This window comes from Lactobacillus sp. MRS-253-APC-2B, assembly GCF_012843675.1.
Lineage (GTDB): Bacteria > Bacillota > Bacilli > Lactobacillales > Lactobacillaceae > Limosilactobacillus > Limosilactobacillus pulli.
Genome location: NZ_JABAFO010000008.1, coordinates 56763 through 70561, shown reverse-complemented (window position 1 = coordinate 70561; position 13799 = coordinate 56763). Strand labels below are relative to the sequence as shown.

13 protein-coding genes are annotated in these 13799 nt (G+C 45.0%); 5 read left to right on the top strand and 8 right to left on the bottom strand.

Translation table 11 applies throughout. The annotated features are described in order from the left end of the window. The first annotated feature begins 138 nt into the window (after positions 1 to 138). Positions 139 to 1041: a cation diffusion facilitator family transporter gene (locus HF864_RS05715; RefSeq protein WP_169462085.1), complete on the top strand. Its 903-nt coding sequence runs from the start codon at positions 139 to 141 to the stop codon at positions 1039 to 1041. A 118-nt stretch (positions 1042 to 1159) separates the two neighbouring features. Next, the gene (locus HF864_RS05710; protein WP_169462084.1) at positions 1160 to 1873 is read left to right on the top strand and encodes a glycerophosphodiester phosphodiesterase family protein; all 714 of its coding nucleotides are present in this window, start codon (positions 1160 to 1162) and stop codon (positions 1871 to 1873) included. Between the two features lie 118 nt (positions 1874 to 1991). Here the strand turns inward: HF864_RS05710 and HF864_RS05705 are convergent, their stop codons facing one another. The 3 genes from HF864_RS05705 to HF864_RS05695 form a co-directional block, all read right to left on the bottom strand. After that, complete coding sequence (locus HF864_RS05705; protein WP_169462083.1) at positions 1992 to 2678, bottom strand: VIT family protein; 687 nt, start codon at positions 2676 to 2678, stop codon at positions 1992 to 1994. Positions 2679 to 2693: 15 nt separating this feature from the next. Next, positions 2694 to 3374, bottom strand: a complete 681-nt coding sequence (locus HF864_RS05700; RefSeq protein ID WP_169462082.1) for a VIT family protein — start codon at positions 3372 to 3374, stop codon at positions 2694 to 2696. A 165-nt stretch (positions 3375 to 3539) separates the two neighbouring features. Continuing rightward, positions 3540 to 4016 carry a universal stress protein gene (locus HF864_RS05695; protein ID WP_169462081.1) on the bottom strand — a complete coding sequence of 159 codons (477 nt, stop codon included), beginning with the start codon at positions 4014 to 4016 and terminating at the stop codon, positions 3540 to 3542. A 236-nt stretch (positions 4017 to 4252) separates the two neighbouring features. On the opposite strand from HF864_RS05695, the gene HF864_RS05690 reads away from it, so the two are divergent. Further along, entirely contained in the window at positions 4253 to 5791 is a 1539-nt protein-coding gene (locus HF864_RS05690; protein ID WP_169462080.1) for a multicopper oxidase domain-containing protein, read from the top strand. Between the two features lie 81 nt (positions 5792 to 5872). Here the strand turns inward: HF864_RS05690 and HF864_RS05685 are convergent, their stop codons facing one another. The 5 genes from HF864_RS05685 to HF864_RS05665 all read right to left on the bottom strand — a co-directional run bounded on the left by HF864_RS05685 (position 5873) and on the right by HF864_RS05665 (position 11365). Beyond that, positions 5873 to 6727 (bottom strand): undecaprenyl-diphosphate phosphatase, encoded by an 855-nt coding sequence (locus tag HF864_RS05685; protein ID WP_205882294.1) that lies wholly within the window; start codon positions 6725 to 6727, stop codon positions 5873 to 5875. 81 nt (positions 6728 to 6808) lie between these two features. Next, positions 6809 to 8020: a CPBP family intramembrane glutamic endopeptidase gene (locus tag HF864_RS05680; RefSeq protein WP_169462078.1), complete on the bottom strand. Its 1212-nt coding sequence runs from the start codon at positions 8018 to 8020 to the stop codon at positions 6809 to 6811. Between the two features lie 148 nt (positions 8021 to 8168). Further along, positions 8169 to 10052: a ribonuclease J gene (locus tag HF864_RS05675; protein WP_169462077.1), complete on the bottom strand. Its 1884-nt coding sequence runs from the start codon at positions 10050 to 10052 to the stop codon at positions 8169 to 8171. 400 nt (positions 10053 to 10452) lie between these two features. After that, positions 10453 to 10800: a DUF3368 domain-containing protein gene (locus HF864_RS05670; RefSeq protein WP_169462076.1), complete on the bottom strand. Its 348-nt coding sequence runs from the start codon at positions 10798 to 10800 to the stop codon at positions 10453 to 10455. 115 nt (positions 10801 to 10915) lie between these two features. Further along, positions 10916 to 11365, bottom strand: a complete 450-nt coding sequence (locus tag HF864_RS05665; protein WP_169462075.1) for a MerR family transcriptional regulator — start codon at positions 11363 to 11365, stop codon at positions 10916 to 10918. Between the two features lie 150 nt (positions 11366 to 11515). Here HF864_RS05665 and HF864_RS05660 point away from each other — a divergent pair, with 150 nt between their 5' ends. Together HF864_RS05660 and HF864_RS05655 are read left to right on the top strand one after the other, a co-directional pair. Next, positions 11516 to 13000, top strand: coding sequence for an MDR family MFS transporter (locus tag HF864_RS05660; protein WP_169462100.1), 1485 nt, complete (start codon positions 11516 to 11518; stop codon positions 12998 to 13000). Then, complete coding sequence (locus HF864_RS05655; RefSeq protein WP_169462074.1) at positions 12997 to 13719, top strand: DUF4811 domain-containing protein; 723 nt, start codon at positions 12997 to 12999, stop codon at positions 13717 to 13719. The genes HF864_RS05660 and HF864_RS05655 overlap by 4 nt, the downstream gene beginning before the upstream one ends. The last annotated feature ends 80 nt before the right edge of the window (positions 13720 to 13799 follow it).

Below are 13799 nucleotides of genomic sequence, written 5' to 3'. Positions count from 1 at the left end.
GCGGCAGTAAGTGTCGTTGAGCATTTAACCATGTATTTTTCCATATTGAAACTAATTAGATTATAACATATCATAAAAATGTAATTTGGAATACCTAAATCTATTTTTAGCTGTTTTTTTAAGGTGGGGGAATAATTTATGGAACGACCGAACGTTTCCAAGCAGCGTTTCTTGATCGTTACGCTGCTCAATGTATTGATTACCGTTGTTGAAATCATCGGTGGACTGATATCAGGAAGTCTGGCTCTCTTATCGGATGCCTTTCACAACTTGGGTGATTCAATTTCAATCGTATTGGGTTATTTTGCACAGGCCATCTCTAGTCGGCCTGAAAATCAACATCGTACTTATGGCTATCGCCGCGCTGAAATTCTCTCTGCCATGGCCAACAGCATCTTTTTAGTGGTGGTTTCGATTGCTCTGATCGTAGAAGCCGTTAAGCGTTTCAGCCATCCTGAACACATCAACGGCCGCATCATGCTGATCGTGGCTATTATCGGTTTGATTGCCAACCTGGTTTCGGCATTGCTTTTGCACAGTGGCAGTCACGACAGCTTAAACGTCAAGGCAACCTATCTGCACGTCTTAAGTGATGCCTTATCTTCAATTGCCGTAATTTTTGGCGGGATTATTTTAATGTTTTTCAATGTCACCTGGCTTGATCCAACCCTGACGATCCTAGTTGCACTCTACATTGCCAAAGAAGCCTTGCCAATCATTAAGCAGACTTTAAACATTCTGATGCAGTCATCACCTGATCTGGATTATGACGCCATCAAGCACGACCTGCTGCAGGTTCCTGGAGTCGTCGGCGTTCATCACGTGCATGCCTGGACAATCGATGAGCACCGCATCGTTTTTTCGGCTCACTTAAACTGCCATGATATGATGCTTAGCGAAGTTGAAAAGATCTATCTACAGGTTGAAAAAATTCTGCATGACAAGTATCAAATCAGCCATACCACGCTGCAAGCCGAATGTCAGCGTGGCAAGGATGAGGAGCTCTTCAATCCAGCCGTTGATCACGACAAGCTCTGTTGATTAGATTCATTGCCAATAAATTTACACGTTTTTTACCAGATTGCTATTGCTTTATTATGTCAAGCGGCTATAATTCGGTTCGACTAATCAACAAGACAATCTTTTAAGAGGTAAAAAAATGAATACACAATCAAATCAAGCCATCCAAACCAAGATTTTTGGGCACCGCGGCTACCCAGCCAAGTTCCCGGAAAACTCACTGGCCGGTTTTCGCTATGTGGTTGCCCATCAGATTGATGGTGTTGAATTTGACGTTCATCTGACCAAAGATCAGATACCCGTGATTATGCATGATGAAACCATCAACCGAACGACTGACGGAACCGGTCGCATTGTTGACTACACATTGGCTGAACTGCGTAAGTTCAAGCTGGGCAACGGTGAGTCCATCCCTACTTTAGATGAGCTGCTGGACATTTTTGAAAACCAAGATGTTTGGATTAATCTGGAATTTAAGACCGATAACATTGCCTATCAAGACATCGAAAAAATCGTAATGCCGCTGGTTAAAAAGCATCGACTCGTACATCCCGTAATCTATTCATCATTTAATCTGCAAACGCTAAAAAACTGCATGCAGCTTGATGACAGCCAAGACTATAACTGGTTAACCGAAAATGACGTACCAAAAGCCCAAGAATTTATCAAAAAAGAACATCTGCATGGCATCCATCCTCACCACTACCAGGCTACGAATGCCACTCAGCGCATCTGGACCGTCAACGATGATCAAGAAGCCCAGCAATTATTTGAAAAAAACGTTGCCGGTATTTTCACCAATCGTTTTGAAGACATGGTTCAGTTAAGAAAGAGAATGCAGGCTGCCCAATAACCGTTAAAAGTCCTTGCTTCCAATCTGGAGGCAAGGATTTTTTAGCTGTCGATTACATCAAAATTCAGATAAAAAAGTCCGAAACCCCCAGATTCCGGATTGCTTTAACCAATCAAATTTAAAACAGTCGACCAACGCAGTAATGGATGATGACGGTAATGATCCCAACGATAATGTTACGTACGATGGCAATCTTAACCAGACCATTGCCCAACTTGGAGCTGATAAACCCAGTCAGCGCACTGGTTAAGATTACCGCTAGAATCACTGCCTCCCAACGCCAGGCAACCGGTGCCAAAACCATGGCCAACAATGGCAAAAGTCCCCCAGCTGCAGCTGCCGTCAGTGATGAAAAGGCTGCGTTCCAAGGATTCAGGTAGTGCCCCAGCTCAATATCATATTTAACGCGCACCACCGTCTGCAACGGCTTTTTATTCAGCAAATCCTTGGCAATTGCCGTGGCCGTAGCCTCACTGACCCCTTTTTCCATGTAGTGATCGCGAACCGCAATAACTTCACTTTGAAAATCATGCTTAAGCAGATACTCTTCATGCGCAACTGCCGATTTTTCGGTATCCTTTTGCGTCGAAACCGATGCATACTCACCTGATGCCATGGAAAAGGCACAGGCCAATAAATCCGACAGACCAGCAATAAAAATCGTAAACTGATCAGTCGTGGCCGCCGCCACTGAGACCAGCACGCCAACCACGGTCAAAATTCCATCGTTGGCTCCCAGAACACCCGCTCGCAGCGTATTGAGCTTTTCTTGCATCGTCTGTTTGGGCTTTTTATTTTGTTCCATTATCAACTACCCCTTTCAACGTGCAAAAAGCTGACCAATCAAATACGTTACCAGCATCGTCAATAAACCGGATGCCACGTTGCGAACCACTGACTTTAAACGATCGGACTTACCCAATACTGCCGCTAAATAACCAGTAATAATCAGCGCAATCAAAACCGCAATAATTGTCGCCATGATTGCAATCTCATGGGGAAAGCTCATCACCGCAACCATTGGTAAAATCGAGCCCAATGGAAAAGCAATCAGTGAGGCAATTGCTGCTGCATAAGGACTGGTAAATTCTTTGGGGTTAAAGCCATAGCGTTCTTGAACAGCCGTTACCAGCGGATCTTCGCTCATCAGCTCTGCAGTGGCCTGCTGAGCTAGTTGCGGATCAATATCTTGAGCCAGGAACTTATTTTTAACATAATTAAATTCTCGATCATAGTCTTCTGATAGGCGTTCTTTTTCCTCAATCAACGCCATTTTTTGCGAGTCTTTTTCGGTCGAAACCGAAACGTATTCCCCCATACACATTGAAATCGTCCCGGCCAAGCTGCCGGAAAGTCCTGAAATTAAAATAGCATGGGGATTGCTGGTCGCTGCCGCCACCCCAATAACGATCCCGGCAACTGAAATGATGCCGTCATTGGCACCCATGACACTGGCTCGCAGCACATTGATCTTTTGTGCCAGCGACATTTTCTTTTTCATTAGCCAGTCCTCTTTTCTTGTTTTAGTTTAGAATCATTATAACATAGAATCGAGAACCAACAAGTTTTTTATTTTTCAACATCACAATATAAAAAGCAAGCCAGTGCCAAAATCAGCACTAGTCTTGCCTTTTGACGATCAGCAGCGATATTTTTGCTCAGCTGACTATTCGTAATGCTTGACCTCATCGGTACGAATAACGAATACGGAGGTTCCAGAATGCTTAACCATGTAAGAGGCCTGAGAGCCAACCGTATTACGATTGCCGTTCTTGCCGATTGAGCCAATAATCAGCAGATCAGGCTTGAATTCAGGGATAACGTGATTGCAGATCCGTTCAGCAGGACGATCACCTTGATCAACGATGGCCGTAATCTTTTTAGGATCTACGCCATAGTCGATGGCTGCCTGGACGTAGTCGTTTAGGCGGCTGCGCAGTTCATCTTCCGTACTGTGAACGTAGTCTTTGTCTAACACCTGGTAGATGTTGACATGATTAGTCTCCAGAATTGAAACGATTCCGATCTCGGATCCATCACGCTTAGCCTTATCAACGGCATATGAAAAAGCAGCCCGGGCGTCAGGCGCATCGTCAACCCCGACGAGAATCTTTTTGAATTTCTTTGGCTTAATGTCGAACAAACTAACGACTCCTCTCTTAGATAAAAACCGACTCCACTCGCCGGTACTGACTGATGTTCATTAACTCATCTATGTCTATGTTACTACATTTGCCGGCGTTGTAAACTCAATTTTTTAGACATACCTAAATATTATTTAATGATATATAAAACGTCTATCGTTTAATTCAGTTTAATTAATTTCTAATTGCGGTATAATATTTTTGAAAGCGTATTCAATTAAGGGAGGCTATTGACATGAACGACCAAGAACTCATTCAAGACTACTTTTACAATGAAGCCGCATTTGACTATCATGACCGTGCATATATTCCGCTAAAGGTTGCCGATGCTCCCGCACAACCGCTGCGGATCCCCGAGATTTTAAAACCAGATCAAGAGACCGCTACCGATGTCTACTATACGATCACCGCACAAACTGGTGCCATTCAGCTTCTGCCCGGCGAAAAAACCAAAACCTGGGGCTACAACGGGCCGCTACTTGGCAAGACCGTGATCTTTAAAGACGGTCAGACCGTCCATATTCATTACATTAACGATCTGCCTGAAGTCACCACCTTCCACTGGCATGGACTGGCAATTCCGGGACCAATTGAAGACGGTGGCTGTCATGCTCCGGTTTATCCCGGCCAAACCAGAGATGTTGAATTTACCATTCATCAGCCAGCGGCCTTCGTCTGGCTGCACGCCCATCCCTGTCCATCAACGGCCGAGCAGGTCTGGCATGGACTGGCTGGCGGCGCGATCGTTCAAGATCAGCATGAATCCCAATTGCCCTTGCCACGCAATTACGGCATCGATGATATTCCCGTAATCTTACAGGATCGCCATTTTCACGAAAACAATCAATGGGATTACCGAAAGGACTATGATCCAGATGGTATCTTGGGACCAACACCAATGATCAACGGTACGATCAACCCTTACTTTGACGTTACTACTCAAAAAGTAAGACTGCGCTTTTTAAACGGTGCCAACCGTCGCGAATGGCGGCTGCACTTTAGTGATGAGCTACCGTTTACTCAGATTGCCGGTGATCTTTCATTGCTGCCAAAGCCATTAAAAATGAACAAGCTGATGCTGACATGTGCAGAACGGGCTGAAATCATCGTTGACTTTGGTAAATATCAGCCTGGCGATGAGGTTGTGCTCTATTCCGATAACACACCACTTTTACACTTCCGGATTCACGAATTCAAGCCGGATCACACCAAGCTGCCAGACATCTTGTTTGAGACGCCTAATCCAGCCGTTTCACCAGAAATGCCGATTCATTATGTAACCTTGGATGGCATGGATGAGGCGGTAGCCATGAATGGCAAAAAATTCAAGATGGATCGTATCGACTACCAAATGCCAATGCACAAGGTTCAGCTCTGGGATATTGAAAACACCAACCATGCTCCAGGTATGATTCACCCATATCATATGCATGGAACTGGTTTTGTCACGGTATCGCGCGATGGTCATGCCCCAAATCCAAATGAATTGGGGTTAAAAGATACGATTGCCATCAATCCAGGCGAGCATGTCTTAATCAAGGTATGGTTCGATGTACCGGGCGTCTTTATGTACCATTGTCATATTCTGGAACATGAGGACGGGGGAATGATGGCCCAAATGAAAGTCATTGATCCAAACGATCCCGACAAGCACTATCATCTGATGGATCACATGACTTTGATGCGGGCATTTGCTGAAGAGCGCCACGTACCAATAAATGAGCTTTGGCTGGGCGGTATGGATTCCTACCGTAAGATGGGTGAGGAAATGTAATCAATTTCCCAGGAAATCACTCAATATTTTCTGACTAAAAAGGCACTGCATAAGGCTAATTGCCCCAAGCAGTGCTTTTTATTACTTCAAAACCAGGAAATAAAGCAAGACGATTAAGCCAAGGATAATCCGATACCACCCAAATACCTTGAAGTCGTGCTTTTTGATGTAGTGCATCAAGAACTTAATGACAATGATTGATGAGACAAATGCCGTGATCAAACCGACTGCCATGATCCAAAACTCCATCGAGGTAAAAGTCAGCCCGAACTTGAGCAGCTTAAACAAAGCCGCCCCAAACATGACTGGAATTGCCAAGAAGAAGGTATACTCAGCAGCAACCGTTCGTGATACCCCTAACAGCAAGGCCCCGACAATCGTTGCCCCCGAACGGCTGGTCCCAGGGAAAACCGCTGCAATCAGCTGGAAGAAGCCAATCATAATGGCCATGTTGTATGAGATCTCAGCAATTGAATTGACCTTGGCTTTTTTACCCTTGTGAACGGTTTCGATCCAAATAAAGGCGACCCCGAAAACAATCAAGGCAATTGCAACGCTGACTGGGTTATAAAAAAGCCGTTCAAAGGTATCGTTAAAGGCAACCCCGATGATCCCGGCTGGCAGACAAGAGATAAAGATCTTGACCCACATGATCATAATATCTTTATCAATGTAGCGCCAGATCCCCTTTGGCGCATCGATCCCTACTGCCTGACTGTGGTGGAATGGCCAGATGCGCTTCCAATAGATCACGACAACGGCCATAATTGCACCTAATTGGATGACCACCTCAAACATGCTGTAAAACGATTTGGACACGTCCAGTTTAACGAACTGGTCCAACAAAATCATATGTCCGGTACTGCTGATTGGCAGCCATTCGGTGATCCCTTCCACAAGCCCGAAAATAAAGGACTTGATCAATTCAATTATCATTAAGTTAAACATCCTTTCAAAAATCGCTGTTTATAATGATAAGCTTTTTTTATGATTTAATATAGGGTCTTTACCAAAACTTCACATTCTAAAATCAAACGAGAAATCAAAATGTTGATGATCACCGGTAAAGCGATCGGCATGCCGTTCCATAACCACGCGCCGATTACCAAACATCATCCATAAGGCAATGCCGGCAAAATACAGAAACTCAATTGCCAGCACAATCCAATCAGCCGTGCTGGTGCTGCCAACCATCGTTTCATGATGCGTTAGGCAAAAGATCGCTGCATCGATAAAGAAGTGCATCAGCATTGTCAGCCATAATTGTCCCGTGTACAGATAGACCACGGCCAAATAAAGTCCCAAACCGATTGCAAAGATCATCTGCAGAATCGTCACGTCCCATTTTTGCACAGCAGCATTTGGCAGATGCAGCAGTCCAAAGCAGAGTGCGCTCAAACCTATCGCAATCGGTACACGCTGCGTCAGATTACGGCAGGCATAAAGCAGCGCGCCTAAAATTCCAAAACGGCAAAGCGTCTCTTCAGCAATTCCTGCTTCCAGAGCCGTCAAGACTAAACGCCGATTCCATTGAACGTGAAAATCAAACTGCAGCCAACCGGTTTGGAAAATATCAAATGCCAAATAAATTACATAAACAGCCAGCAGAACGCTCATTACCCACCAGCTCCAGCCAGTACCAAACGTCGGTATCAAACCTGGCCATGACAAATGCCAGGCTCGCATCAAAACCGTTACCGAAACAAAAAATGCCAAGGCGCCCCAAAAGCCGGTTTCGATAAACTCTTTAAAAAGCTGTGGCTGAATAAACTTATCGGGTAAAAAGTACTGCATCATCATAACCGTTGTCATAAACAGATAGATTAAAAAGATGATGCGAGCGACCACGTTTTCCATCTGACCGCCAATCTCACTGGCAAATGGAGCAAACATGATCAGATAATACAGCAGCGTTACTGCAATTACGCCCCGTGCCGGCAGATACAGCCGCACGATAATCTCTCGGGTAACGGTTCCCCAAAGCATGATCAGCATGATTGGCTGCAGCATGGTCTGCAAAAAAACATCCGTTAATCTAAGCCAACGTGGTACATGCGCAACAATGGTAATCATCAGACCTTCTAAAACAACCAGCGCCAAAATGAATACCAACAGCCGAATGCCGCGTCCCATAATCAAGACGTTCCACCAAGCAACGGCAATCAAGAAAATTAAAGCGCCAACCAACTGGGCCTGATACCAGATGTGAAGATAGTCTCTCCCTGACATCAAAAAGCCTCCTTAAATAATGAAAACAAAAATAATTACAGCTTTCATAATACCAGAGGGTTGCCGATTGATTAAGCTTGGAATCAAAAAAGCCGGCGTTATTTTAAAAATAAAAAGCCCGTCTTGCAGACGAACTTTTATCAATCGGTTATTTTTCTGCTGCGACTGGCTGCTCATTTTTCTTGGCAGCTGGTCGATTACGACGATGTGGTCGTGGCCGTGACTTATCGTTTTCGTTATTGGCAGTGCCGTTCTTAGTCTTGTGCTTAGGGCGCGAGTTAGTCCGGCGGGTGTTATGGCGAACGTCACGCTGCAGATCGCTGCCTTGCCCTTCTTCATCAGCATTCAGAATCGTAACCATCGGAATGATGACTGGACGCCGACCCGTCCATTCAAACAGCAGCTTTTGCAGGCGGCTGACAATGGTGCGGTTAATCGCACGCCGATCAACGTGCTGATGATTCTTAAAGGTATTCAAGATTGCCCAGAAGACTTCATGATTGGCAGCCTTGATCAGCTCTTGAGATTCATGCATGTAGACGAAGCCACGTGAAACGATGTCTGGGCCAGCAACGATCTGATAGTCCTTAAGATCAACAACGGCAATGGCGGTTACGACCCCTTCTTCAGAAAGCATCCGTCGTTCTCGGATTTCCGGATTGCCCACGGTATCGCCGGCATCGCGACCATCAATGTAGACGTCGCTTGCCGTTTCGATGTGATCGGCAACGCGACACGTATCCTTGGTTAAGGCCAGCACATCGCCATTGGCCAACACGAAGCTGTGATCAGCTGGGACACCGGTTAATTCTGCCAGCTTGGTATGAATCTTTTGCATCCGGTACTCACCATGAACCGGAGCAAAGAACTTTGGCTTCATTAAACGCAGCATCAGTTCTTCGTCAACCTGACCACCGTGACCGGATGTATGGATATTGTTGACGTAGCCGTGAATAACCTCAGCACCGTCTTCTTCCAGCTTGTTGATCAACGCATTGACGCTGGTGGTATTGCCGGGAATCGGGTTGGATGAGAAGACGACCGTATCGCCTGGCTGAATGGTAATCTGACGGTGCGTACCATTGGCAATACGACTCAATGCGGCCATTGGCTCACCCTGCGATCCAGTACACATAATCATGACCTTTTCCGGCGGATAGCTGTTAATATCATTTTGATCAATCAATGCATCTTCTGGAATATGCAGATAGCCCAGCTCCTGGCCAGCCGTAATGGCATTTTCCATACTGCGGCCAAACACGGCAATTTTACGGCCCTGCTTTAAGGCTGCGTCACTGGCCTCTCGCAGACGATAAACATTGGAGGCAAAAGATGCAAAGATGATTCGACCTTTGATGCGTTCAAAGATGCGCCGAATATGAATATCAACCCAGCGCTCGGACTTGGTGAATTCTGGTCGTTCTGCATTGGTTGAGTCCGAGGTCAAAAGCAGCACGCCCTCTTCGCCAAGCTTTGCCATCTGCTGAAAGTTTGGCCCTGGCAGATGACCAACCGGCGTTAGGTCAAACTTAAAGTCACCGGTTTGAACGATCGTACCTTGTGGTGTATGAACGGCAACCCCCAGCGTATCCGGGATTGAGTGCGTCGTTCTGAAAAACGAGACCCACAGCTTTTTAAAGTGCACCGTATCAAACTCATTGATCTCGTGCAGTTCAGCGCTCTTTAACAGGTGCTTTTCCTCCAGCTTGCCACGAATCAAAGACATGGCAAATGGACCAGCATAGATTGGTGCATTAACCTTTTGTAAAAAGAATGGCAGGCCGCCAATGTGGTCTTCGTGACCGTGCGTAATAAAGATCCCTTTAATCTTATCCTTGTTTTCTACCAAATAGTCATAGTTTTGAATGACATAGTCGACTCCAAGCAGTTCATCTTCTGGGAAGAGCACCCCACAGTCAATGATGATGATTTCATCTTGGAACTGGACACAGTACATGTTCTTACCGATCTCGCCCAAGCCACCCATGGCATAAAAAGCGACTTCATTGTTTTTGATTTTTAATTTGCGCATAATACCTTTCTTTCCTTTATATGATTGATGTTCGCCAATTTTCATAATTCAGAAATCAATGCAAGCCAAAACAGCGCCGTCTTAAAATGACGTCACATCCGAATTTGAAAATGAGCAACTCGTATTATTTATCCGTTCAAATAAAACTTAGTTTATTCTAACACATCCTAAAAGGCATTAGTAGTAAGTCGCTTTTGGGAAAAATAAAAGAGAGTGAGAAAAAACTCCGAAAATCAGCTTGCAACCGATTTTCGGAGTTTGTCTTCAAACCTCCGCAAGGATGGCTAGGTCGGTCAAATGTTGATTTATCAGCATTTGACCTGCCAGCCAGCTACTGCGCTGAGGCATTATTATCCATACATAGTTAAAAGGTTGAGTTAATTCCCAGCCCTTTGTTGATCTAGTCTTCTTGCGGCAGCTTGGCGTGCTCTGATTGCATCCAGGTTTCCCAGGATTCAACCGGTTCGCCGTCTTCATCAAAACGTGCCGATAGTTCGTTTAAAATTTTTACATAGCAAGATTTGACCATCGCAATACTCATATCGGCCAACTTGGCCTCTGTCAGATAGTTGTTTTCCTCCAAGATCTGATTGATCATGGCTACGGCCTCATCATCATTGGCCAAGGCATCGATGATCTCCAGATTATCTTGCTTGTACTGGCGGACGTAGTACTTGGCAAATGTTTTCAAAGCATTGTCTTGTGCTGCATCGGTCAGTTCATTAAAGCCAAAAGTATTTTCACTCATGAACTCGTCCCCTTTTTAAATACTGTACATTATTAGCTTATCACTTTTTTGCCGATTCGGTTTAAGCCAACCGTGCCGTCAGTCATTTAAACCAAAATGACAAACCAATTTCTGATTATTTTGACTGCCGATCACGTAATAGCAGCTGAACGTGTCCAGCACCATTAACTTTAGCAACAATTTCTTTTTGGGGATCATCATCCAGGGTCCCTAGATTAATCAGGGTTGCTCCGTCGGCAGCCTTTTCAAAGTCCAATAGGCGATCGGCAATGAAATGCTTAAGCGCACGCGACATATCACAGTGTTCTTCTTGTTTTTTAACGGCAACTGGCAGCGTGTAGCCTTCGTCCAAAAAATATTTGATTCCAGCAACCTTAACCAGTGTTGTCATCGAATATTTATGGTTTTTATGCTGCTGTTCTTGTTCTGAGACAATATATCCCTTGCGCTCCCAATAGCGAATTTGACTTGGTGAGACGCCAACTGCCTGGGAAAGCTCAGTCATACTGATCAGCAGCTTTTCATGCACGAACATCTTACGAAACTCTTCTGTTATGGCACTCATTTTTTCTTCCTTTCGGCATCTTTTCGTTTAATATATCATTTACTGCGATCTTTATCAAAAAATTTGACAAAGATATCTGATCATTCTATATTAGTCTCTGCTTTTAAAATATAAACAATCAAAAAAGGAGGCTTTATCTTGTCTGTAAACATGGCAGTCGATATCAACGGTAAGCCATACCATCGCAATCTTTTGGTAATGGTAATGCTGGTCGGAAGCTTTTGTACGGTCTTGAATCAAACTATTCTAGCCACGGCTTTTCCAACCCTGATGAAGGCTTTTGACATCAGCACGGCAACCGTTCAATGGCTGACAACCGGTTTTATGATGGTCAATGGGATCATGATTCCGGTTTCGGCATATCTAAGCAACAAATTCAACTCAAAATGGCTCTATATCTCAGCAATGTCGATTTTCGAACTGGGGACCATTACCGCCTTTCTCGCCCCTAATTTTGGTACCTTACTGTGCGGCCGACTGATTCAAGCAACCGCAGTCGGAATTACAATGCCCTTGATGCAAAACATCATGCTGACGATCTTCCCGCCTGAAAAGCGTGGAGCCGCCATGGGAATCAACGGTCTGGTGATTGCTCTGGCACCAGCTCTAGGTCCTTCACTTTCCGGATGGGTAGTGGACAACTACTCATGGCGGGTACTCTTTGGCATGATTATTCCAATCGTGGCCGTCGTAATCATTGCCAGCTTCTTTTTGATGCAAAACGTACTTAAAAACACCGATCCAACGCTTGACTGGCTGTCTTTGGTCATTTCCACGCTGGGCTTTGGTAGCGTTTTGTATGGTTTTTCATCCGTCGGTGACAAAGGCTGGACTAGCACCGTTGTCTGGGTTTCGATCATCTTTGGTGCTATCTTGATTGCACTGCTGGTCTGGCGTCAAACCAAGCTGACCAACCCGTTTTTGGACTTTAAGGTCTTTAAGACGCCTGAATTTACCCTGGCTACACTACTCAGCTCGATTGTCATGATTGCCATGGTCGGCGTTGAACTGGTACTGCCGCTTTATCTGCAGATCGTTCATGGCATGTCGGCCTTTCATTCTGGTCTGTCACTGCTGTTAGGTGCTTTAATGATGGGATTGATGAGCCCGGTTACCGGTGATCTTTTTGACCGTTACGGTGCTAAGCGACTGGTAATGACTGGGATGTTTATCTTAACGATTGGGACGATTCCATTTGCCTTTCTGACCCGAGAGACGCCTATTTTCGACGTAATTTTCTTATATGCCGTGCGGCTATTCGGGATCTCAATGGTTATGATGCCGGTTACGACCTCAGGCATGAACGCACTGCCATTTGAGATGATCTCACATGGCACGGCCGTCAACAATACGATCCGTCAAGTGGCTTCATCAATGGGCTCGGCAATTCTGATCTCAATTTTAACCAACGTTACCAATTCACAAAAGCCATCACATGCCCTGCTTAAGGCTTCTCCACTTCAATACAAGGCCAAAATGATCGATGCCACGCTAAACGGCTACCATGCAGCCTTCTGGGTCGCCATCACGTTTGCCGTTATCGGCCTTTTGGCATCCTCCAAATTGAAGAATCATAACAAGATCAATGCCAGATATGATGCTGACAATATACAGAAAGGAGGCAGTGCCAAATGATTACTGTTTTAATGTTTCTGGGTGCAATTGCCTTCTTTATCTCGATCATGTTTGCTCCCAGTCGGCGTACGCGAATAATCGCCGGTTTGATTACTGGCATTATCTTTGTTGGTTCAACGGTTCTGATTACCACCAACTTTCATGATCATTTTGGCATGAAAAAGGTTACGACGACCAAAACCACGCAAATCTATTCAGCAAGCAGCCAGCTGCCGATCATCCTCTACCAGCCGATTGGTACCTCTGGTAAAGACGACGTCTACGTTTATCGGACTAATGACGACTCAGCAAAAACCACGCATACTCAAACTGATGGATATACTACTAACCGCGTTGTCAAGACAAACGACACCAAGGCAACGCTAACGACCAAAGAGACGCGCTGGCGTTTTAAGAATAAATTCTATCGCTTACTGTTTGCTGGTTCCAAGATGGATGGCAATCTAATCTCACGTACCAATACGCTTAGGTATCCAAAAAACTACGTCAAGCTTACCGTCAAGCAGGCTGAACTGCTAAAAAAACAGATGAAATCCAGTAATGCAGCTGCTCAAACTGCTCTAAAGCAACAGGCAGAAGCGTTCGTTAAGGCTCAGTTACAAAGTGCACTGCAAAAGAATCCGCAGCTGTCAACTACCCAACAGCTGGAAATTGCCCAGCAGGCTCAACAGCAGTTTCAAGTTCAATTAATCAAGAAAATGCTCGCGCAAGCAAACTGACAAATGCCGATTATTCGATACTCAAACTTACAAAATTAAGACTGAATATATAAAAGAGAGTGAGAAAAAAACTCCGAAAA

What these genes read in the sequence shown, in the direction of transcription:
- HF864_RS05680 (WP_169462078.1), bottom strand. Translation starts at nt 8,020, where the DNA reads ATGTCAGGGAGAGACTATCTTCACATCTGGTATCAGGCCCAGTTGGTT.
- HF864_RS05700 (WP_169462082.1), bottom strand. Translation starts at nt 3,374, where the DNA reads ATGAAAAAGAAAATGTCGCTGGCACAAAAGATCAATGTGCTGCGAGCC.
- HF864_RS05660 (WP_169462100.1), top strand. Translation starts at nt 11,516, where the DNA reads ATGGCAGTCGATATCAACGGTAAGCCATACCATCGCAATCTTTTGGTA.
- HF864_RS05655 (WP_169462074.1), top strand. Translation starts at nt 12,997, where the DNA reads ATGATTACTGTTTTAATGTTTCTGGGTGCAATTGCCTTCTTTATCTCG.
- HF864_RS05690 (WP_169462080.1), top strand. Translation starts at nt 4,253, where the DNA reads ATGAACGACCAAGAACTCATTCAAGACTACTTTTACAATGAAGCCGCA.
- HF864_RS05715 (WP_169462085.1), top strand. Translation starts at nt 139, where the DNA reads ATGGAACGACCGAACGTTTCCAAGCAGCGTTTCTTGATCGTTACGCTG.
- HF864_RS05685 (WP_205882294.1), bottom strand. Translation starts at nt 6,727, where the DNA reads ATGATAATTGAATTGATCAAGTCCTTTATTTTCGGGCTTGTGGAAGGG.
- HF864_RS05705 (WP_169462083.1), bottom strand. Translation starts at nt 2,678, where the DNA reads ATGGAACAAAATAAAAAGCCCAAACAGACGATGCAAGAAAAGCTCAAT.
- HF864_RS05665 (WP_169462075.1), bottom strand. Translation starts at nt 11,365, where the DNA reads ATGAGTGCCATAACAGAAGAGTTTCGTAAGATGTTCGTGCATGAAAAG.
- HF864_RS05675 (WP_169462077.1), bottom strand. Translation starts at nt 10,052, where the DNA reads ATGCGCAAATTAAAAATCAAAAACAATGAAGTCGCTTTTTATGCCATG.
- HF864_RS05710 (WP_169462084.1), top strand. Translation starts at nt 1,160, where the DNA reads ATGAATACACAATCAAATCAAGCCATCCAAACCAAGATTTTTGGGCAC.
- HF864_RS05670 (WP_169462076.1), bottom strand. Translation starts at nt 10,800, where the DNA reads ATGAGTGAAAATACTTTTGGCTTTAATGAACTGACCGATGCAGCACAA.